The following is a 20,914-nucleotide window of genomic DNA, read 5'->3' on the forward strand; positions in this document are numbered from 1 at the left end:
GTCAGCTCCCGAACAGCGTGCGCAGGGTGTGCTGCAGCACGGGGTAGAAGGCACCGGCCATCAGCACGACCCAGACGCCGACAACGGTCCAGAGCATCTGCTTCTGGTACTTCGGGCCCTTGGCCCAGAAGTCCACGGCGACGACCCGCAGGCCGTTGAGCGCGTGGAAGAGGATGGCGGCCACCAGGCCGTACTCCATCACATTGACGATCGGCGTCTTGTAGGTCGCAACGACGTCGTCGTAGGCCTCGGGGGAGACACGTACGAGAGCGGTGTCGAGGACGTGTACGAACAGGAAGAAGAAGATGAGGACGCCGGTGACTCGATGAGCCACCCAGGACCACATGCCTTCCCGGCCGCGGTACAGCGTTCCAGCCGGCACGGAAGAACCCTCCGGGAGCGGGGACTAGGGCCGCGCCGGCTTCTCTGTCGGTCGGGCCCGGCCGGGTACGGTCCACCGGCCGCTCGTCATCGTATCGACGAGCTGTCGGTTCCTCGCGCGGGGGTCCTTAGGTGTGATCAAACAGGCACCAACGGGCTATCACACAAGGACGAAGCCGACTTTGCCGGGCGTACGGCCCGATTCTCCGGGCCCCGGGGCGCCTGGGGCGGTCGGCCCGGTCCGCGGCGGCGCGCCCGGGGCCGCCGCTCAGGCCGCCAGCCGGGCCAGTCGGCCGCGGGCCAGTCGGCGCAGCTCGTGCGCGGTGACCGCGCGTTCCCCGGCGGGGTCGTGGTCCAGCCGGGCGCGCAGGGCGCACAGGACCGCGTCGAGCAGTTCGTGCTCGCGCAGGCCGTCCAGGCAGATCACGAAGACATGGCCGAAGCGCCGCTCGTACTCGGCGTGCGCGGCGCGCAGTGCGGTGTGGGCGGCGAGCATGCCGGGGCCGCGGGCGGCGGTCAGCGGCAGCGGGGGGCGGGACTCGCCGGCGAGCGCCTCGTCCAGGTCGGTCGCCGCGAGGTCGTCGCAGGCCTGGTCGCAGGCGGCGAGCAGGGACGCGGAGTCGGCGTACGGGCGGTGCGCGGCGACCCGCTCGGCCCAGCGGCGGCTGTGGCAGCAGCCGAGCAGCGCGGTCAGCGCGTCGTCGCAGGTCAGTGCGTTGAGCCGGGCCAGCCCCCGGGCCGCTGGGCGGACCAGGGCGGTGCCGCTCGCCTGGGTGGGTATGCCGCACCACGGCGACCGCGGGGGGTGCAGCGTCGTCGGCCGGGCGGCCGGGGTGTCTCCGGACAGCGTGGGCTCCTCGGACGGATGCGAACGGATCTCTTCGACGGGTGCGGGGCGGGCGGCTGACGGAAGCTGGGGGAGCGGACCGGGAGCCGGGACGCGCGTGGCTGCCGCGGCGGCGGGTGTGGCGGTGGTGTGTGTGGCATGACACCCCGGCGGTGCCCGGCGGTTCCAGGAGAGCCCTGGGAAAGGGGTGACGAACAAGTGAGCGCCACGCTAACGATGCTTCTCGGCCACTGTCCGACGGATGCGCGAATTTCACCCGGACGGGAGAGCTTTCGCGCGTTCGGTGGACGACCCGCTCCGTACACCTGGCAATGCCTTCGCCCCGAAAAGTGAGGATTGCACGATGTCGAACCCGAAGCGGCCGCCACGCGCCGCGCTCCCGGCCGTGGCGCTCACCGGTGCGCTGCTGCTCACCGGCTGCTCCGGCACCGCGGACACCGAACCGCCCGGCAGCACCAGCGCCAAGGTCAATCCCGAGGCGGCCGCCACCCCGACGTGGGCACCGGTGACCGGAACACCGCAGGTCGTCCCGGCCGTACGCGAGTTCCGCCGGGCCGACGGGCGCGGCTGGCGCCCGACCCGGCAGGCCCGTGTGGTGGTCCCGGCCGGAGAGCACAGCAATGTCGCCGACGAGGCGCAGCTGATGGCCCGCGACCTGGGGGGACTGGACGTCGTCTACGGCGACGAGACGGTACGGCCCGGCGACATCGAGGTGAAGGCGACGGGGAAGAGCAGGGCCGACAACGTGCCGGTCCGGGACGCGGCCGACGAGGCCTACACCCTCACCGCCCGCGGGACCCGGCTCACTCTGACGGCCCCCACCGACGCCGGAATCTTCTACGGCACCCGTACCCTCAAGCAGGCCGTGCGCGCCGCCGGCGGACTCCCCGAGGGCACCATCGAGGACCGCCCGGACCGCCCGCAGCGCGGGATGTCGCTGGACAACGCCCGCAAGCCCTTCACCCAGGACTGGATCGAGGCGCGCCTGCGGGAGATCGCCGACCTCAAGCTCAACCAGTTCCAGCTGCACTTCTCCGACGACCAGGGCTTCCGCATCCAGAGCGACACCCACCCCGAGGTCGTCTCGGCCGACCACCTCACCAAGGCGCAGGTCCGCCAGATCGTCAGGCTCGCCCGCAGCCTGCACATCTCCGTCGTCCCGGAACTGGACTCGCCCGGCCACCTGGGCGCCGTGCTGGAGCACCATCAGGATCTGCTGCTGCACAAGGCGTCGGGCGCGGTGGTCCCGGGGGCGATCGACATCTCCAACCCCAAGGCGGCCCCGCTGATCGACTCGCTGCTGAGGGAGATGAGCGACCTGTTCACCAACCCCAAGGGCGCCCCCGCCTACTGGCACCTGGGCGGCGACGAGTACCAGGCGCTGCTGTCCTCCACACCGGCGACCACGTATCCGCAGCTCACCCGGGCCGCACAGGAGAAGTACGGAGCGGGCGGCACCATCAAGGACCTGGCGACCGGCTGGCTCAACGACCGGCAGAAGACCGTCGAGGCGCGGGGCAAGAACCGGATCGAGGCCTGGAACGACGGATTCTTCTCCAGCGCGGCGGTGAGCGCCGACAAGAACCGGATGGTCGACTACTGGACCGGCAAGGAGCTCGGACAGCGCGACCCGGCGGTGTTCCTGCGCGAGGGCCGCAACGTCATGAACTTCAACGACGAGTACCTCTACTACGTCCTCGGCGAGCCCAACCAGTTCTTCTACCCGACCGGCCAGCGGATCTACGAGAGCTGGACCCCGAAGGTGCTCCGCCACACCCAGCCGGTCTCGGTGCCCGCGAGCATGACCGGCCCGGACCGGATCCCCGGCGCGCGCTTCGCGATCTGGTGCGACCGGGCGCAGGCGCAGACGGCGCAGCAGGTGGCCGCCGGGATCCGGCTGCCGCTGGCGGCGCTGGCGCAGAAGACCTGGGACCCGCGGACGCCCGACCTGTCGTGGTCGCAGTTCAAGGCGCTGGCCGACCGGGTGTCGGAGCCGTCCCGGTAAGAAACGGGTGAGAGAAACGAGGACGGCCGGGGCCGCCACCCCCCACAGGAGAGGCCCCGGCCGTCGTTCGTGAAGGGCCGTGACGGCCCTCTATTCCGTACAGCGCCAGAAGGCGCGAAAGCGTCACACGCGGTGCGGGGCGGGGTACGGCTAGTGGTCTGGACGCGGGCCCGGCCAGGCCCGTAACGTGCGGATCCGCGCCGAATGGCGTGCTGGTCGCGCCGCCGGGGCGGCCGAAAGGAGCCGTCCTTCCCGGGAGCCGCAGATGGATCCGTGCGCACGCTTCACCGGTGCGTCGATCGTCGTGTGCTCCTCGGCCCGCGGCTCGGTCGGCGGGGTCACCGCCGTCGTCCCGGGTTCGGCGCCGGCGGGCGCACGGGTTACGGTCAGCGGGAACAGCGGGGTTACCCGGGGTTCCCGACCTGCCCTGACCTGGCGTGGGCGGTAGCCGGCGACACAGCCGGACGAAGAAGAGGCAAAGCAGCAAGGACCGGGCGGCGGACATTCCACGTGCGACAGGATGGACCCGTGCGAGGGGACGACATTCAGCCGGACGACCGTCGGCTGACGGTGGCCGTGCAGGCGGCGCAGGACGGCGACGAGGCGGCGTTCCGTACCGTCTACCGTGCCGTACATCCCCGGCTTCTGGGATATGTGCGGACGTTGGTGAGCGAAGCGGACGTCGAGGACGTCACCTCCGAGGCCTGGCTGCAGATAACCCGTGACCTCTCCCGCTTCAGCGGCGACGCCGACCGCTTCCGCGGTTGGGCCGCCCGTATTGCCCGCAATCGTGCGCTCGACCACATCAGGATGCGCGGCCGGCGCCCGGCGATCGGCGGCGACGAGAGCGAACTGGCCGACACCCCCGGTGCCTCCGACACCGCGGGCGAGGCGATGGAAGCCCTCGGCACCGGCCGGACCATGCGCCTGATAGCCCGCCTGCCGCAGGACCAGGCCGAGGCCGTGGTGCTGCGGGTGGTGGTCGGACTGGACGCCAAGAGCACCGCGCAGGTGCTCGGCAAACGACCCGGGGCGGTGCGCACCGCGGCGCACCGCGGACTGCGCCGGCTCGCCGAGCTGATCGGCGACGTGCCGGACGGCGGCCCCGGAGGCGGTGACGGCGCCGACGCCGGCGGCACGGAGGGCGGTGCCGAGGCGGGTGAGGACGCCCCGTCCCCCCGGCCCGCGCGGGGCCCGCGCAAGGGCGGCGGGACGATCGACGGAGTTCCCGTGCAGGGCCGAAGACGCCGCAACGGCGTGGCGGAATCGTACGTACCAGGTGTGACGGAAACGGCCGCACGAACGCAGAAGGACATGTGATGGCCGACGACCGGTACAACTGGCTCGACAAGGATGCCGCGGAGCACTTGCTGCGCGGTGAACCGGTCGGTGCCCGACACGGCGACGGCGCACGCGAACTGGAACAGCTGCTTCAGGCCGCCGCGGCGGTCGGCGCCAAGACGTCCGGAGCCGCCCCGCTGCCGGGCGAGGAGGCCGCCGTCACGGCGTTCCGCCAGGCCGCCGCCGGCTCGCGCGGCCGCGCCGCCGGCCCGTCCACGGCCCGACGCGGCGCACGCGCCACCGGCGTCGCCGAACGCCCCTGGGTCGTTCGCCCCTTCCGGCGCGGCTTCGTCGTGGCCCTCGCCGCCTGCGCCATCGGCGGCGTCGCCGTCGCGGCCGGCACCGGCGTACTGCACAGCCCGTTCCGCAGCAGCGACGACCCCGAACCGGCCTCCACGGTCTCCGCCGTCGACACGCCCGGCCCGTTCGACACCCGCGAGCCCGGCGCGCAGACGGACGGCACGACGGAGCGGACCCCCGACCCCTCGTCCGGCGGGAAGACCGCCGGCCCCGACGGGAGCCCGACCCCCGGCAGCAGCCGCGGCGCGACCCCTGGCCCCGGCAAGGGCACGCCCGGCGACCGCGGCCACGGCCAGGAGCCGGGCGGCGACGACACCGGCGGGTCCGGGAGCGGCAGCAAGAAGAAACTTTTGCTCAGCCTCTGCCGGGACTACGAATCCGGCAAGAACCGCCAGATGGACCGCGAGACCGTGCAGCGGCTGGAAAGCAAGGCCGGCGGCCCGGAGAAGGTGCATGCCTTCTGCCGCGCCTACCTGGACCGGTACCACAGCGGCGGCGGCTCGGGTGACAACGATGGCTTCGGCGGCGGGTCCGCGAGCGGCGGCTCCGGCGACGAGGACGACGACGACCACCCCTCCTCCTCGCCCACCACCCCCGCCCCCGGCGCCTCCACCCCCGCACCCGGGGCCTCGTCGTCCGCCGTGCAACCGCGCAGCGCCACGCCGAGTGCCACCGCCACGCGCTAGGTGTGACGTTTTTCGGACCGGTGACGCAGTACTGAGTGAAGCCGACTGGTCATCGGCTGCGCGAGGAGCCGGGGTTCCCCCCGTACCTACGGCTCAGCGCACATGGCGCGGGCGGGGCACGTTCCCCCGGCCCTGCCCGCGCCCTTCTCTTCCCCTCCGCGCACCGGGCCCGGCCCGCGGCGAACGCTCCGCCCTAGGGCCTGTCCGATGGGTCATGGCCGGGTCCGCGGCGTCTGGCACGGCACCTCGCGGCGTTGCCGAAACGTCCCGAGAGCTCCGCTATCGGGACGCTCCGGCGCCTTGCGATGCACCGCGCCAGACGCCGCGGCCTTTCCGACCCTGACCCATCGGACAGGCCCTAGCGGTAGACGACGACCTTCGTCCCCTTCCCCACCTTGCCGAACAGCGCGGCGATCTTCGCCTTGTCCCGTACGTTGACGCAGCCGTGCGAGGCGCCGGTGTAGCCGCGGGCGGCGAAGTCCGCGGAGTAGTGGACCGCCTGGCCGCCGCTGAAGAACATCGCGTATGGCATGGCCGTGTGGTAGATCGTCGAGACGTGTCGGCGGCTCTTGAACGTGATGTGGAAGGTGCCCTCGCGGGTGGGGGTGTACTGGGAGCCGAAGCGGACGTCCATCGCCGAGGCGATCTTGCCGTCGACGACCCAGGCGAGGGTGTTCGACCGCTTGCTGATGCAGATCACCCGGCCCTTCGTGCAGCGCCGGTCCACCACGCCGACCGGCCTGGTGGTGGGCGGGTGGAGCTCCAGCCGCGTCGGCTGATGGGTGCGGGCGCGCAGGGCGTTCCAGGCCGCGGACTGCACGGCGCCCGTACGGGGCAGCCCCCGCTGCTTCTGGAAGGCGCGGACCGCGGCGCTGGTCAGCGACCCGTAATAGCCGGTCGGGGCGTGGGCGAAGAGCCCCAGCTGGGCCAGTCGAGCCTGGAGTTCGCGGACCCGCGCGCCTTGTGAGCCGAACGCCATGACCGGCCGGGGAGCGGAGGGGGTGGCACGCGGCGGCGACGGGGTGTGCCGGCCGGGTGGCGGCGGGGCGGGGGCGGTGGGGGTGTGGTGGGCCCCCTTGCCGTCCGTCGCACCGGTCTTGGTGACCGTCACCGGCCGGCAGCCCACCGCGAGCGCCGCCACCAGCAGCACCGCGGCCGTCGCCGGCACCGTCCGTCTTCCGCTGCTCCGTGTCATCCGCCACCCCCGGATCCCGGCGACCCCTGATCGGCCACCGGAGATGCTTCCCAACGCTGCGGCGTGGCGAACCTGCGGGCATGCTGAGGGCAAGGCGTAAAACAACGGGTAATACATGGCGTAAGAGCGGATAACGGTCAACCGGCGGGAAGGCGTACGTCCATGGCGCAGGAATCGGGCGGTGTCCGGCACAACGAGAGCGGTCTGCCCATCGAGCCCGTGTACGGGCCGCAGGCGCTGGCGGGCTGGGACCCAGGGCGCCGGCTCGGCGCACCCGGCGACTACCCCTTCACCCGTGGCGTGTATCCGTCGATGTACACCGGACGGCCCTGGACGATGCGGCAGTACGCGGGCTTCGGCACGGCCAGGGAGTCCAATGCCCGCTACCGGCAGCTGATCGCCCACGGCACGACGGGACTGTCGGTCGCCTTCGACCTGCCCACCCAGATGGGCCACGACTCCGACACCCCGATCGCCGCCGGCGAGGTCGGCAAGGTCGGGGTGGCCATCGACTCCGTCGAGGACATGCGGGTGCTGTTCGGCGGGATCCCGCTGGACCGGGTGTCCACCTCGATGACGATCAACGCACCGGCGGCGCTGTTGCTGCTCCTCTACCAACTGGTCGGCGAGGAAGAGGGGGTGACCGCGCATCAGCTCAAGGGGACGATCCAGAACGACGTGCTGAAGGAGTACATCGCACGCGGGACGTACATCTTCCCGCCGCAGCCCTCGCTGCGGCTGATCGCCGACATCTTCCAGTACTGCCGGGCCGAGATCCCCCAGTGGAACACCATCTCGATCTCCGGCTACCACATGGCCGAGGCCGGCGCCTCGCCCGCGCAGGAGATCGCCTTCACGCTCGCCAACGGCATCGAGTACGTACGGACCGCCGTGGCGGCCGGCATGGACGTGGACGACTTCGCGCCGCGGCTGTCGTTCTTCTTCGTCTCGCGGACGACGCTGCTGGAAGAGGTCGCCAAGTTCCGTGCCGCGCGCAGGATCTGGGCCCGCGTCATGCGGGAGGAGTTCGGTGCGAAGAACCCCAAGTCGCAGATGCTGCGCTTCCACACGCAGACCGCGGGGGTGCAGCTCACCGCCCAGCAGCCGGAGGTGAACCTCGCCCGGGTCACCGTCCAGGCGCTGGCCGCGGTACTCGGCGGCACCCAGTCGCTGCACACCAACTCCTTCGACGAGGCCATCGCGCTGCCCACCGACAAGTCGGCCCGCCTGGCGCTGCGCACCCAGCAGGTGCTCGCGTACGAGACCGATGTGACCGCCACCGTCGATCCCTTCGCCGGCTCCTATGCCGTGGAGTCGATGACGGACGAGCTGGAAGAGGCGGCCGTCGCGCTGATGCAGCGGGTCGAGGAGCTGGGCGGTGCGGTGGCCGCCATCGAACGGGGCTTCCAGAAGGACGAGATCGAGCGCAACGCGTACCGGATCGCGCAGGAGACGGACGCCGGTGAACGGGTGGTGGTCGGCGTCAACCGCTTCCAGCTGGACGAGGAGGAACCCTACGAGCCGCTGCGGGTCGACCCGGCGATCGAGTCCCAGCAGATCGAGCGGCTGGCGCAGCTCCGCTCCCGCCGCAACCGCCGTACGGTGACCGGCGCCCTGGACGATCTGCGCAAGGCCGCCGAGGGCACGGACAACGTCCTGCCCCCGATGCGGGAGGCGCTGCGGGCGAGGGCGACGGTGGGCGAGGTGTGCGACGCGCTGCGGAACGTCTGGGGCACCTATGTGCCCCAGACGGGGTTCTAGCCCTCCCACCGACCTCATGACGGCCGCATTCCGGACTGGGTCACACTGATGTCATGTCGTCACCCCGCCGCGCGTGCCCCGTCTGCACCCGAGAGATCGCCGTCGTCGGCGGCCGCTTCGCCCGCCATGACCCTCCGGGCCGCCGCACGGGACTGGAGCTGATCTCCTGCCCCGGCTCCCGGAAGATCGCCCCCTTGATGGCCCCCGCGGAACGCCTCTTCGATCCTGAGGAACCGCCGTTTCCGGGCCAGCAACCGTTGTTTTAGGCCTCCCACGTTGTCGGCTTTCCCGCCGTGGTGGTTGTTCGCCGTTGCGCCTGGCGGCGGGCGGTTGTTTGTCGGCTGCGGTGACAGCCCTACGGACTCCGTCCTACGGTCTGTCCCCTCCCGTGGGTGGGTGGGAAGAGCGGTCGGTGGGGGCGGGCCCTGTCCGTCGACCGCGCGCGCACGACGATGTACCTACACCCCCACCGGTCTCCTTCCCCCCTCCCACGGGAGGGGGCGGACCGCAGGACGGAGTCCGGAGGGCCGCACCCGCTGCCGTAAACGCCCCGCGCAGCGGCACCCAGCCCGCCGCAGGCGCAACGGCGAGAACCCCTACGGCGGGAAAGCCGAAAACGTGGGAAGCAAGACCAAGCGCAAGCGTTACGGCGCCAGGACGTCCAGTTCCGCCATCGCCCCCGCCGTGATCTCGCGCGTCAATCGTTCCGCGCGATCCGCGTCGCCCGTGCGGACCGCCTCCGCGACCTGGACGTGGAGGGTGACCGCGGCCGGGTCGGGGTCGGTGAACATCACGTGGTGCTGGGTGCGGCCGGTCAGGACGGCGGCGACGACATCGCCGAGGCGGGCGAACATCTCGTTGCCGGAGGCGGTGAGGATCACCCGGTGGAAGGCCATGTCGTGGACGAGGTAGGCGTCGAGCTGCTGGCCGCGTGAGGTGGCGACCATGCCCATGGCGTGTTCGGTGAGTTCGGCGCACTGGGCGGGTGTGGCGTGCTGGGCGGCGAGCCCGGCGGCGACCGGTTCGACGGCCGAACGCAGCACGGTCAGCGAGCGCAGCTGCCGGGGGCGGTCGCGGCCGGCCAGCCGCCAGCCGATCACCCGAGGGTCGTAGACGTTCCACTCCTCGGTGGGCCGGACGGTCACCCCCACCCGGCGCCGGGAGGCGACCAGTTGCATGGATTCCAGTACCCGGATCGCCTCGCGGATGACCGTGCGCGAGACGTCGAAGCGCTGCTCCAGTTCGTCCGTGCGCAGGATCGTGCCCGGAGGGTAGTCGCCCGCGGTGATCGCGGGTCCGAGGGACTCCAGCACACGCGCGTGCAGCCCCTTCCCCTCGTTTTCCATGGGGCAAGCCTACGTTCCCGCACTCCGATCAATTAAGTATGACGTTTGCGTCACAGGGGCTTGAATACGTCGTACCTAATGGGTTTCAGTGGGGGCGCACGAGGTCAAGGAAGACAGCGAGGTAACACGGGATGAGCACGCCCGACGCCACCCGCGACGTCATCGTCGTGATGGGTGTGGCCGGTACCGGCAAGACCACGATCGGCCCGCTGGTGGCCGCCGAGCTGGGCGTGCCGTACGCCGAGGGCGACGACTTCCATCCGCCGGCCAACATCGCCAAGATGTCGGCGGGCGTCCCGCTGGACGACGACGACCGGGGCCCCTGGCTCGACGCGATCGGCCGCTGGGCGCACGGCCGGGCCGGGAAGGGCGGGGTCGTCAGCAGCTCCGCGCTCAAGCGCGCCTACCGCGACCGGCTGCGCGCCGCCGCCCCCGGCATCGTCTTTCTGCACCTCACCGGCGAGCGCGCGCTGATCGAGGCGCGGATGGCCGAGCGCAGGGGCCACTTCATGCCGACCGCGCTCCTGGACTCCCAGTTCGCCACGCTCGAACCGCTCGGGCCGGACGAGGCGGGCGCCGCCGTGGACGTCTCCGGCACTCCGCAGCAGATCGCCGGGCGGGCGGTGGCCGCGCTGCGCGCCGCCGCTTCCGCCGGATAGCACCGGGCCCCGCCCGGACCCGTAACCACCACCCCCCGCTCCCTCCCCGTACGTCCAAGCAAGGGAATCGCCGTGACACATCTCAGCGTGGAGATGCTCGCAGCGGACGCGGCCGAGCCGATCACCTCGGCCGGTCACGCACAGCTGGGCATCGCCGTCCTGGCCGGCATAGCCGTCATCGTCCTGCTCATCTCCCGGTTCAAGCTGCATGCCTTCCTGTCGCTGATCATCGGCTCGCTGGTGCTCGGCGCGGTGGCCGGTGCGCCGCTCGACAAGGCCATCGCCAGCTTCTCCGCCGGGCTGGGGACGACCGTCGCGGGCACGGGCGTGCTGATCGCGCTCGGTGCCGTCCTGGGCAAGCTGCTCGCCGACTCCGGTGGCGCCGACCAGATCGTGGACACGATCCTGGCGAGGGCGGGCGGCCGTGCCATGCCCTGGGCGATGGTGCTGATCGCCGGGATCGTCGGGCTGCCGATCTTCTTCGAGGTCGGCATCGTGCTGCTGATCCCCGTGGTGCTGCTGGTCGCCAAGCGCGGCAACTTCTCGCTGATGCGGATCGGCATCCCGGCGCTGGCCGGACTCTCCGTCATGCACGGGCTGATTCCGCCGCACCCCGGTCCGCTGGTGGCGGTCGACGCGGTCGGCGCGAACCTCGGGATCACCCTCGCGCTCGGGGTCGTCGTCGCCGTCCCGACCGCGATCATCGCCGGTCCGGTCTTCTCCCGTTACGCGGCCCGGTGGGTGGACATCCACCCGCCGGAGCAGATGCTCCACACGCCCGGGGATGCCGCGGACAGCCCGGCCGGGCGCACCGGTGACGGCCTTCAGAAGCGGCCCGGTTTCGGGATCACCGTCGCCACCGTGCTGCTGCCGGTCGTGATGATGCTCGCCAAGGCGCTGGTGGACATCGTCGTCGACGATCCCGAGCACACCGTCCAGAGGGTCTTCGACGTCGTCGGCTCGCCGCTGATCGCGCTGCTGACCGCCGTCGTCGTCGCGATGTTCACGCTCGGCCGGGCGGCCGGCTTCACCCGCGGCAGGACCGCCGCCACGGTCGAGCGGTCGCTCGCCCCGATCGCCGGTGTGCTGCTGATCGTCGGTGCGGGCGGCGGCTTCAAGCAGACGCTGGTGGACGCCGGCGTCGGCCAGATGATCCTGGACGTCTCCAAGGGCTGGCACATCTCCACGCTGCTGCTGGCCTGGCTGATCGCGGTCGCCATCCGGCTCGCGACCGGCTCCGCGACGGTGGCCACCATCTCCGCCGCCGGGCTGGTCGCCCCGCTCGCCGCGGAGTTGAGCAGCACGCACGGCGCGCTGCTGGTGCTGGCGATCGGCGCCGGCTCGCTCTTCTTCAGCCATGTCAACGACGCCGGCTTCTGGCTGGTCAAGGAGTACTTCGGCATGAACGTCGGCCAGACGCTGAAGACCTGGTCGGTGATGGAGACGCTGATCTCGGTCGTCGGGATCGTCTGCGTGCTGCTGCTCTCCCTGGTCCTGTAGGGCGGATCACCGCCCCGGGCGCCCCACCCCCCTCAGGCGCCCGTTCCCGGCACGAGGCCGTACGAGCGGATTCCTTCCGCTGGTACGGCCTCGTGCGCGTGCTGGGTCAGGCGGCGGCGGGTCGTGCGGCGCCGACGTACGACGCCAGGGCCGCGGTCAGCTGCGCGGTGGCGTCCCCGGCCGGTGCGGCGAGGGCGAGATAGCCGTCGGGGCGGATCAGGAACACGGTGGGGCCGGCGCCGTACGCGTCGCGGACATGGCCGTCGGTGTCGACCAGGTCGGGCGACGGGCCGCCCACCCGGACGACGCGCAGCAGGTCCGGGTCGGCCGGCAGCGCACCGGCGTCCAGGCCGGTGTCACCCAGCGTCAGCACGGTGAAGTGCGGGCCCCGGTAGGCCTCGAAGAGCCGGGTGGGCTTTCCGTCGGCGGTGTGGCACGGGGCGTCGGGGGCGCGGTCGCCGGCGCGGAGCGCGTCCGGGTCGAGGCCCGTGCGCAGCTCCCGGGTCAGCGGGCCGTCGGGGTAGCCGAGGTCGAGCTGGTGCAGGTCCCGGCCGCGGCGCGTCTCGCCGGAGCGGTGCAGCCGGGTGCTGGTCTGGAGGATGTGCGCGGCTATCGGGCGGCGCTCGGCCTCGTAGCTGTCCAGGAGGGTGTCGGGGGCGCCGTGCCGCAGCACCTGGCCGAGCTTCCAGCCGAGGTTGTAGGCGTCCTGGACGCTGGTGTTCAGGCCCTGGCCGCCGGCCGGGGAGTGGATGTGGGCGGCGTCGCCGGCCAGGAAGACCCGGCCCTCGCGGTAGGAGTCGGCCATCCCGGCCTTGGGGCGGTAGACGGAGGACCACACGACCTCGCCGATCTGCTCGGCGGCCAGGTGGGTGTGCCGGGCGAGCGCGGCGCGTACGGCCTCGGGCGCGGTGTCGGGCTCCTCCGTGAACGCGGCCACGAAGGTCTGGAAGTAGTCGGTGCCGGCGAGCGGGAGGGCCATCGCGAACCCCCCGTTCGGCAGCGGCCAACGGTGCCAGTGGTCCCGGTCGAGGCCGTCGATGTGGACGTCGGCGAGCAGCGCCGCGCCGGGCTCCAGCGCCGGGCCGCTCATCTTCGTGCCGAGGGCCCGGCGGACGGTGCTGCGTCCGCCGTCGGCGGCGACGAGGTAGCGGGCGTGTACGGTGCGCGCTTCGCCGTCGGGGCCCCGGAGTTCGGCCGTCACCGCGTCCGAGTCCTGGCTGAACGCGGTGAGTTCGGTACCGAAGAGCACCTGGCCGTCGAGCTCCCACAGCCGCTCGTGCAGCAGCTCCACGTTGCGGAACTGCGGCAGCATCACGGTGTTGGAGTGGGGCACGGAGGGTGTCGGGTCGACCCGTTCGAGCATCTCGTGGACCCCGGTGATCCGCCCGTTCTCCCACAGCGCCATCTTCGGGTAGCTGCCGCCGGCGCTCCGTGTGGCGTCCAGCAGGCCGAGGTCCTCGTAGACCTCCTGGGTGCGCGGCTGCAGTCCGGTGCCGCGGGCGCCGAGGGAGAGGCTGTCCTGCCGCTCGACGATCAGGGCGCGCACTCCGCGACGGGCGAGGTCGATGCCGAGGGCGAGGCCGGTCGGGCCCGCTCCGGCGATGAGTACGTCGACGTCGGTAACACCGGCACTGTCCTTAACGTTGTTAAGTTCCATGATTGGGAGGATGCCCTTAACGGTGTTAAATTGTCAACATGGTTTCGCGTATCGATCGCCGGCAGGTCGTGGACACCGCCCTGCGGCTGCTGAACGAGGTGGGTCTCGACGGGCTTACGCTGCGCCGGATCGCCAAGGAGCTGAACGTCCAGGCACCCGCCCTCTACTGGCACTTCAAGAACAAGCAGGAGCTGCTGGACGAGATGGCCACCGAGATGCTGCGGCGGATGACCGCGCCGCTGATCGGGCCGAACGGCGAGGCGGCGGAGATGGGCGACACCTGGCAGGAGGCGCTGCTGGCCACCTGTCGCAGTCTTAGGCGGGATCTGCTCGGCTACCGCGACGGCGGCAAGGTCTTCAGCGGTACGCGGATGACCGACGAGAGCTATGCGCTGCCGCTGGAGAACCTGTTGGGCCGGCTCACGCAGACGGGCATCCCGCTGGGCACGGCGGCGCGGGCCTGGTGGACCGCGTACAACTTCACCATCGGCCTGGTCATCGAGGAGCAGTCGGTCTACCCGGAGCCGGGCGAGCCGGAGGCCCGCCGGCCGGAGAGCCGCGACCCGGCCTACGACCTGCAGCGCCGCGAGCAGGAGCTCGGTGCGCGCTATCCGCTCGCCGCGCAGGCGGGCCAGGAGCTGTTCGGCGACCTGGAGCGCAGCTTCGAGGACGGGCTGCGGTTCATCGTCGCGGGAATCGAGGCGACGGCCGCCGGTCGTGGCTAGGGCCTGTCCGATGGGTCATGGCCGGGTCCGCGGCGTCTGGCACGGCACCTCGCGGCGTTGCCGAAACGTCCCGAGAGCTCCGCTATCGGGACGCTCCGGCGCCTTGCGATGTAGCTCGGCATCCAAAGGAGCACATGAGGAGCCGAGACGGAGTTCGCGCAGCGAACGCAGTGCACCAGACGCCGCGGCCTTTCCGACCCTGACCCATCGGACAGGCCCTAGCGGACCGTCTCCGCCCGCCGGGGATCGATCGCCCGCTTGAGGCGGGGCGTCAGCGGACGCTCGACGAAGCGGTGCAGCAGCCAGGCCAGCAGCAGCATCAGGCCCACGGTCAGCGGCAGCGTCGCGTAGGACGGCAGACCGAGGGTGCGGTGCAGGGCGCCGACGACGACCCAGCCCAGGTGCTCGTGGACGAGGTAGAAGGGGTAGGTGAGCGCGCCGGCGACGGTCAGCCAGCGCCAGTCGGCCCAGCGGAACCTGCCCAGGGCGACGGCCGCGACCAGGGCGAAGCCGACGGTGACGACGGCGACGATGACGGCGGCCGAGCGGTAGGAGAACGCGGTGGCCGACGGCGCGTGCCACAGACCCGCGACCGCGTGGTGCTGTCCGATCAGCCAGCTGACCAGCACCGTCGCCCAGGCGATCGGATCGCGGGCGCCGTAGCGGTGCAGGAGGTACAGGCCGATGCCGCCGATGAAGAAGGGCGCGTACTCGGGCATCAGGACGGTGTCGAGGAACGGCTCGTGGGCCGCCTGCGCGAGCGCGGCCGCCAGCGTCCAGCCGGCGCAGAACAGCACGACGCGGCCGCGGGTGGCGCCCGGCAGGACGACGCAGAGCGCGAAGAGGGCGTAGAAGCGCATCTCCGCCCAGAGGGTCCAGCACACGCCCAGGACCCGGTGGGCGCCCAGCGGCTGCTGCAGCATGGTCAGATTCGTCAGCACCTCGCTGGGCGGGAGCGCCTTGTAGGCGACCCAGGGGAGTGCGAAGACCGCGGTGACCAGGAGGATCGCGGCCCAGTACGCCGGATAGAGCCGGGAGATCCGGCCGGCGACGAACGCGCGCAGGCTGCGGCCCCAGCCGCTGAGGCAGATCACGAAGCCGCTGATCACGAAGAAGATCTGCACGCCCAGGCAGCCGTAGGCGAACAGCGGTGCCGCGGTGGGGAACTGGTGGGCGGGGGAGCCGCCCCAGGCCTGGGCTATCTCGCCGCCGCGCCCCGCGTAGTGGTACCCGGCGACCATCAGGGCGGCGAGCAGCCGCAGCCCGTCGAGGGCGCGCAGCCGCGACGGTCCGCCGCGGCTGCGCACGCGTATGACGGGCTGCGGCGCGGGGGCACCGCGGTCCGGTGCGGGGGCGGGCGCACCGGCCGTCAGCTGGGGGGTGGTCATCCGAACGCGGCCCGCTTCTTCAGCCGCCGCTGTACCGCCCGCGCACTGCGCGCGACCCTGCGGACGGTGGCGTTGCGCGGGATGAACGCCAGCTGGGACGGGATCGCGCCGGGCAGCGCCAGCGCGGTCAACCGCCGGCGCTTGAAGTAGCGCCAGGTGACCTGGTCGAGGTGGGCGGCGAGATAGCGCTCGGCGGCCGGGCGCAGCTGCGGGTAGATCTGGTGCTGCATCGCATAGCCCACCGCGGTGACCAGCCCCTCGATCTCCCGGGGGCCGGCCGGTGTGCGGGGCCCGCCGTCCGCGCCGTGCCCGTCGAGGCCCGGCACCAGGGCGTCCACGATCGTGACCGGGATGCGATTGCTGTTCTGATACGGCGTCAGGCGCTCCAGCAGCAGACCGGTGCCGGTGCGGGCGGTGTCCAGACCGTAGAATGTGGCCGCGGTCAGCAGCGCGGTGGAGAAGCAGCCGACCACCAGCGCGGGCCGCACCCGCTGGTAGAGCACCTCGGCCAGGACCGGGCTGTCCAGCACCGTCAGCGCGATGTCCAGCTTCTCGGCCTCCTGCTCCAGCATCCGCGACCAGCGGGCCGGCGCGGACGGGTGCGGTTTGAAGACGACCTCGCGGTGGCCGCGCTCGGCGGCGCCGCGCACCATCCGCACATGCAGCTGCTCCTCCTCCTCGGGCGTGAGGATGCCGAGCGCGGAGAGGTACTGGCCCAGCAGCAGCGCGGCGCCCTCGGGGACGTCCAACGGGCCGCTGGCGTCGGAGATCTCGCCGAGCACCTTGGTGAAGGCGTCGGTCGGCACGGTCTGCGACTCGACGCCGAACTCGGTCAGCAGCAGCGGCGTCAGCCCCGGCACCAGGTCCAGGTGCAGCAGCCGGTCGATCCGGGTGCCGACCAGCGGGTCGAGCTTGTTGCGGGTGGGGCCGTAGCTCATCAGGCCGTCGGCGTAGACGTCGATCGGCGCGTCGGGGAACAGCTGGCAGATCGCCAGCGCCGGGTTGACCTGGATGGACTCCACGACCAGATGGATATGGTCGTCGCCCAGTCCCCACAGCAGGCGCAGATACCGCTCCCACAGGGGGGCGTCGTCCGCGCGCGGGGACCAGCCGCCGGGGTGGAAGGGGCTGATCGTCTCGTTCCAGGACAGCACGCGGTCGAAGCGGCCGCGCAGCCGGTCGAAGCCGGGCATGGTGTCCAGCGACGCGGTGGTCTCCGGGGTCGTGGCGTTGTTGCTGAGCAGCAGCAGGCGTCGGTCGGCCGGTGCGAAGCAGTCGGCGTCCAGCGCGGCGGCGAGCGTCGCGGCGCCGTAGAGCGTGGACGCCACGAAGATCTGGGTACGGGGTCGGGTGGGCATCAGGCGGCGACCTCCGCCGGGACCGGGCGACGGCGCAGCCGCCGCAGCCGGGACGCGCGCTGCACATCCATCGAATCCAGGGCTTCCTTCAGTACGTCCTGCGGCATGCGTTTCATGGCCGCGGCGCTCATCGAGCGCAATTTACGGGCGACCTGCGGCTCGAATCGTTCGATCGAACCGAGATGGTGGGAAATGATCGCGCAGTAGGTGCGCACCGCCTTGGGCAGCAGCACCTCCGCATCGCGATCTTGTGCGGTTTCCTCGATCACCTGGTCGAATGCGCGGATGAAGTCCAATTGGCGCACATCGCCGATCTGCGTGAGCGAGGACGCCACCCCGCGCCGGTAGAAAACACCGAGCAGCCCGACCACCGCCATGGACCGCGCCTCGCGGTGCAGCCGCCAGATCCACGGACGGTCCTCGGCGGTACGCAGTCCGTCCCGGAAGCGCAGCACCCCGTCGTCCAGCAGCCGGCGGTGGTACATCCCGGCCCACGCGAAGGCGTAGTCGACGGAGGTGGAGCGGTCGGCGGGCAGGATGACGTCGCGCGGGTTCATCACCACACCGCGCCGGCCGTGCGGCACGCGGTGCACGGTGCGCGCCCGCGCGGTGCACTGGACATGGTCGGTGCGCACGAAGTCGCACCCCAACTCCTCTATGGAAGCCAGGAGTTCGGTGAAGTAGCCGGGGGCGAGCCAGTCGTCGCCGTCCAGGAACGTCAGATACTCGCCGCGGGCCGCGTCCAGGCCCGTGTTGCGGGCGGTGGCCAGGCCGCCGTTCTGCTCGTGCCGCAGCACTCTGGCGCCCGGCAGCTCGCGCTCGGCGCGCGCGAGGATCTGCGGGGTCTCGTCGCGCGAGCAGTCGTCGACGAGCAGGAATTCAAAGTCCTCGCGGGCGTTCGCCGCCAGGCTTTTCAGGGTGTCGGGCGCGTATGTCTGCACGTTGTAAAACGGCACGATGACGGAGAGCTTAACCACCCGGGTGACGTTAGGTGCGGAGTCGGCATTCGTCTTTACGCGGTGCGGGCACCCAGGTGAACGAAGAATGGCGGGATGGTTAACCAGGCCGTTTATCGGGCCGGTTCGCCATTCGTCGACCCGCTGTTAACCCTTTGTTGCGGCCCAGTTGGCCCGCCAAACGGAATGCCTTCCTAGCGTCTTCGACGTGCCATCACGTACCACTTCTTCGCCGCGAGTCGCCGTGCTCGCCGACTCGGATACCCGATGGAAATGGGGCGCTTTGACAGCGTACCGGATCCAATCGGACATCCGACTCGACGGGTACCTGCTCCGCGGCCGCGCCACGCCCACGGTCCGCCAGCTCGACGAGGTCGGCGCCCGTGCGGACTCGCTGCGCGAAATCAGGGGAGTCGACTTCGTGCGGTCCATCGACCGCACGCGGTACGACGTCGTCGTGCTGGCCTGCGTGGGCGGCGCGGTGCAGGCGATGCTGCACGGCCTGGCCCGCGCCTGGGGCACCGAGACCGCAGCGGGCGCCCGCCGCCCCGTCGTCGTCACCGGCTATGTCGGCGTGGTCTACGAAAAGCTCGCCGACGGACTGCTGCTGCGGCACGGCGCGGACGTCGTGCTCGCCAACTCCCGGCACGACGCGGACCGTTTCCGCGAGGTCTACCGCGGCGTCGGCGCCGACGACGAAAGCGTCGTCGAATGCGCCCTGCCGTTCCTCGGCGGCGACCGCTACACCGGCGAGGGCGACTCCTACACCGTGGTGTTCGCCGCCCAGCCCTCCGTCCCGGAGAGCCGCGCGGACCGAACGTACCTGCTGCGCAGGGCCGTTGAGCACGCCCGCAGGCACCCCGACCGCGAGGTGCTGATCAAGCTCCGCAGCAAGCCGGGCGAGCACACCACGCACATCGAGGAACTGCCGTACCAGAAGCTCGCCGCCAAGGCCCCCGGACCGCTGCCCGCCAACTGCCGCCTGGTGTACGGCAACATGGGCGAGGTCCTGGACCGCACCGACCTGATGGTGACGGTCAGCTCGACCGCCGCACTGGAGTCGCTGCACCGCGGCATCCCCACCGTCGTCCTCACCGACCTCGGCATCCGCGAGTCCCTCGGCAACCACCACTTCCTCGGCTCCGGCTGCCTGGCCTCCTGGGACGAGCTGGACGCCGGACACCGGCCGGAGCCCGACCGGGAGTGGCTGGCCCGCCAGGGCGTCGCCGCGGAGGGGGAGTACGAGAAGGCCTTCGACGCCGCCCGCGCCCGGGTCACCGAGCTGCGCGAGGCCGAGCAGCTGCCGGCGATCACCCCGTACTACACCCCCCGCACCGCACCCGGCTACCTCCCCGGCATCCTCGCCCGGCACGGCCTGGACCCGCAGGGCGAGCCGCTCCCCGGCTACGCCGACGCCCCCGAGGAGACCGGCGGACTGCGCCGGGTCGCCCGCGAGACCGTGCGCGAGGCCGCCCGCGGCGCCTACCGCCACGGCGTCCAGCGCGTCGCCCCCGCCATCCGCCGCTGGGGGCAGCTGTGACCGACCCCGGTGCGACCTCCCCTGTGACCTCCCCAGGCCCCCGCCTCCCCAAGGAGCCCGCAATGCCACCCACAGTCGTGGCCGTCATCCCCGCCCGCGGCGGATCCAAGGGCGTCCCCGCCAAGAACCTCGCCGCCGTCGGCGGTGTGCCCCTGGTGGCCCGCGCGGTCCGCGAATGCCGCGCCGCCCGCCTGGTGACCGACGTGGTGGTCTCCACCGACGACGCCGGGATCGCGGCCGCCGCCCGCGGCGCCGGAGCGGTCGTCGTACGGCGCCCCGGCGACATCGCCGGCGACACCGCCACCAGCGAGGCCGCGGTGCTGCACGCCATGGACGCCTACGAGGCCGAGCAGGGCACCACCGTCGACGCGGTGCTGCTGGTCCAGTGCACCAGCCCGTTCATCGTCCGCGAGGACATCGACGGGGTCGCCGCGGCGGTCGTCGAGGGCGGCGCCGACAGCGCGCTGACCGTCGCCCCCTTCCACGGCTTCGTCTGGCGCGACGCCGAGCCGGCGGACGCCGGCACCGCCCCCGCCGCCGACGGCGGCCACGGCGTCAACCACGACAAGTCCTTCCGGCCCCGCCGCCAGGACCGCCCCCAGGACCTGCTGGAGACCGGCGCCGCCTACGCCATGGACGCGGCCGGCTTCCGCACCAGCGGCCACCGCTTCTTCGGCCGCACCGAACTCGTCCGCACCGACCCCGCCCGGGTGCTGGAGATCGACGATCCGCATGATCTCGCCCGCGCCCGCGCCCTCGCGCCGCTGCTGGACGCCCCGCGCCCCGGCGCCCTGCCCACCCGTGACGACATCGACGCGGTGGTACTGGACTTCGACGGCACCCAGACCGACGACCGGGTGCTGATCGACTCCGACGGACGGGAGATCGTCGCGGTGCACCGCGGCGACGGCCTCGGCGTAGCCGCCCTGCGCAAGGCGGAGCTGAAGCTGCTGATCCTGTCCACGGAGACCAACCCGGTCGTCGCCGCACGGGCCCGCAAGCTGCAGGTGCCCGTCCTGCACGGCATCGACCGCAAGGACCTCGCCCTCAAGCAGTGGTGCGAGGAAGCGGGCATCGAGCCCGAGCGCGTGCTCTACGTCGGCAACGACGTCAACGACCTGCCGTGCTTCGACCTCGTCGGCTGGCCCGTGGCGGTCGCCGGGGCGCACGACGTGGTGCGCGGCGCCGCCCGCGCGGTCACCGCGACGCCCGGCGGCAGCGGCGCGATCCGCGAGATCGCCGCCTGGCTGCTGGGTCCCGCGCTGTAAC

At 72.1% G+C, this 20,914-nt stretch carries 18 protein-coding genes; 10 read left to right on the forward strand and 8 right to left on the reverse strand.

Features of this window, described 5'->3' with window-relative positions; genetic code table 11:
• Position 1 precedes the first annotated feature (1 nt).
• Both sdhC and ACFWZH_RS04970 read right to left on the reverse strand, forming a co-directional pair.
• Positions 2-382, reverse strand: a complete 381-nt coding sequence (gene sdhC / locus ACFWZH_RS04965; protein ID WP_384425472.1) for a succinate dehydrogenase, cytochrome b556 subunit — start codon at positions 380-382, stop codon at positions 2-4.
• A 267-nt stretch (positions 383-649) separates the two neighbouring features.
• Entirely contained in the window at positions 650-1,426 is a 777-nt protein-coding gene (locus ACFWZH_RS04970; RefSeq protein ID WP_384425474.1) for a 2-oxo-4-hydroxy-4-carboxy-5-ureidoimidazoline decarboxylase, read from the reverse strand.
• A 145-nt stretch (positions 1,427-1,571) separates the two neighbouring features.
• On the opposite strand from ACFWZH_RS04970, the gene ACFWZH_RS04975 reads away from it, so the two are divergent.
• From ACFWZH_RS04975 to ACFWZH_RS04985, 3 genes are all read left to right on the forward strand, one after another.
• The gene (locus ACFWZH_RS04975) at positions 1,572-3,233 is read left to right on the forward strand and encodes a glycoside hydrolase family 20 protein (RefSeq protein WP_384425476.1); all 1,662 of its coding nucleotides are present in this window, start codon (positions 1,572-1,574) and stop codon (positions 3,231-3,233) included.
• 528 nt (positions 3,234-3,761) lie between these two features.
• Positions 3,762-4,553, forward strand: coding sequence for an RNA polymerase sigma factor (locus tag ACFWZH_RS04980; RefSeq protein WP_384425479.1), 792 nt, complete (start codon positions 3,762-3,764; stop codon positions 4,551-4,553).
• On the forward strand, positions 4,553-5,560 hold the full coding sequence (locus ACFWZH_RS04985; protein WP_384425481.1) for a hypothetical protein: 1,008 nt from the start codon (positions 4,553-4,555) through the stop codon (positions 5,558-5,560). Before ACFWZH_RS04980 ends, ACFWZH_RS04985 begins: the two co-directional genes overlap by 1 nt.
• Before the next feature lie 358 nt (positions 5,561-5,918).
• On the opposite strand, the gene ACFWZH_RS04990 is transcribed toward ACFWZH_RS04985, so the two are convergent.
• Positions 5,919-6,755: a L,D-transpeptidase family protein gene (locus ACFWZH_RS04990; protein WP_384425483.1), complete on the reverse strand. Its 837-nt coding sequence runs from the start codon at positions 6,753-6,755 to the stop codon at positions 5,919-5,921.
• A gap of 162 nt (positions 6,756-6,917) precedes the next feature.
• Between ACFWZH_RS04990 and ACFWZH_RS04995 the strand changes: the two genes are divergently transcribed.
• Positions 6,918-8,516: a methylmalonyl-CoA mutase gene (locus tag ACFWZH_RS04995; RefSeq protein ID WP_384425485.1), complete on the forward strand. Its 1,599-nt coding sequence runs from the start codon at positions 6,918-6,920 to the stop codon at positions 8,514-8,516.
• Positions 8,517-8,569: 53 nt separating this feature from the next.
• Positions 8,570-8,782, forward strand: a complete 213-nt coding sequence (locus ACFWZH_RS05000; RefSeq protein WP_384425488.1) for a hypothetical protein — start codon at positions 8,570-8,572, stop codon at positions 8,780-8,782.
• A 378-nt stretch (positions 8,783-9,160) separates the two neighbouring features.
• On the opposite strand, the gene ACFWZH_RS05005 is transcribed toward ACFWZH_RS05000, so the two are convergent.
• Positions 9,161-9,862, reverse strand: coding sequence for a FadR/GntR family transcriptional regulator (locus tag ACFWZH_RS05005; protein WP_384425490.1), 702 nt, complete (start codon positions 9,860-9,862; stop codon positions 9,161-9,163).
• A gap of 131 nt (positions 9,863-9,993) precedes the next feature.
• On the opposite strand from ACFWZH_RS05005, the gene ACFWZH_RS05010 reads away from it, so the two are divergent.
• Both ACFWZH_RS05010 and ACFWZH_RS05015 read left to right on the forward strand, forming a co-directional pair.
• Positions 9,994-10,521 carry a gluconokinase gene (locus ACFWZH_RS05010; protein ID WP_384425493.1) on the forward strand — a complete coding sequence of 176 codons (528 nt, stop codon included), beginning with the start codon at positions 9,994-9,996 and terminating at the stop codon, positions 10,519-10,521.
• 72 nt (positions 10,522-10,593) lie between these two features.
• Complete coding sequence (locus tag ACFWZH_RS05015) at positions 10,594-12,021, forward strand: gluconate:H+ symporter (protein ID WP_384425495.1); 1,428 nt, start codon at positions 10,594-10,596, stop codon at positions 12,019-12,021.
• A gap of 106 nt (positions 12,022-12,127) precedes the next feature.
• Here the strand turns inward: ACFWZH_RS05015 and ACFWZH_RS05020 are convergent, their stop codons facing one another.
• The gene (locus ACFWZH_RS05020) at positions 12,128-13,678 is read right to left on the reverse strand and encodes an FAD-dependent monooxygenase (protein ID WP_384425497.1); all 1,551 of its coding nucleotides are present in this window, start codon (positions 13,676-13,678) and stop codon (positions 12,128-12,130) included.
• 38 nt (positions 13,679-13,716) lie between these two features.
• Between ACFWZH_RS05020 and ACFWZH_RS05025 the strand changes: the two genes are divergently transcribed.
• Positions 13,717-14,403: a TetR/AcrR family transcriptional regulator C-terminal domain-containing protein gene (locus ACFWZH_RS05025; RefSeq protein ID WP_384425499.1), complete on the forward strand. Its 687-nt coding sequence runs from the start codon at positions 13,717-13,719 to the stop codon at positions 14,401-14,403.
• 218 nt (positions 14,404-14,621) lie between these two features.
• Here the strand turns inward: ACFWZH_RS05025 and ACFWZH_RS05030 are convergent, their stop codons facing one another.
• Genes ACFWZH_RS05030 through ACFWZH_RS05040 form a run of 3 tightly spaced genes read right to left on the reverse strand, consistent with a single transcriptional unit; the run spans position 14,622 to position 18,126 of the window.
• Positions 14,622-15,791, reverse strand: a complete 1,170-nt coding sequence (locus ACFWZH_RS05030) for an acyltransferase family protein (RefSeq protein WP_384425501.1) — start codon at positions 15,789-15,791, stop codon at positions 14,622-14,624.
• The gene (locus ACFWZH_RS05035) at positions 15,788-17,149 is read right to left on the reverse strand and encodes a polysialyltransferase family glycosyltransferase (RefSeq protein ID WP_384425504.1); all 1,362 of its coding nucleotides are present in this window, start codon (positions 17,147-17,149) and stop codon (positions 15,788-15,790) included. Before ACFWZH_RS05035 ends, ACFWZH_RS05030 begins: the two co-directional genes overlap by 4 nt.
• Positions 17,149-18,126: a glycosyltransferase family 2 protein gene (locus ACFWZH_RS05040; RefSeq protein WP_384425506.1), complete on the reverse strand. Its 978-nt coding sequence runs from the start codon at positions 18,124-18,126 to the stop codon at positions 17,149-17,151. The genes ACFWZH_RS05035 and ACFWZH_RS05040 overlap by 1 nt, the downstream gene beginning before the upstream one ends.
• A 187-nt stretch (positions 18,127-18,313) precedes the next feature.
• On the opposite strand from ACFWZH_RS05040, the gene ACFWZH_RS05045 reads away from it, so the two are divergent.
• Positions 18,314-19,645 (forward strand): DUF6716 putative glycosyltransferase, encoded by a 1,332-nt coding sequence (locus tag ACFWZH_RS05045; protein WP_384425508.1) that lies wholly within the window; start codon positions 18,314-18,316, stop codon positions 19,643-19,645.
• A 62-nt stretch (positions 19,646-19,707) separates the two neighbouring features.
• A complete protein-coding gene (locus ACFWZH_RS05050; protein WP_384425510.1) occupies positions 19,708-20,913 on the forward strand; it encodes a cytidylyltransferase domain-containing protein in 1,206 nt (401 codons plus the stop codon).
• Position 20,914 lies beyond the last annotated feature (1 nt).

Origin of the sequence: Streptomyces sp. NPDC059008 (genome assembly GCF_042749045.1) — a bacterium.
In the GTDB taxonomy this organism is placed as follows: domain Bacteria; phylum Actinomycetota; class Actinomycetes; order Streptomycetales; family Streptomycetaceae; genus Streptomyces.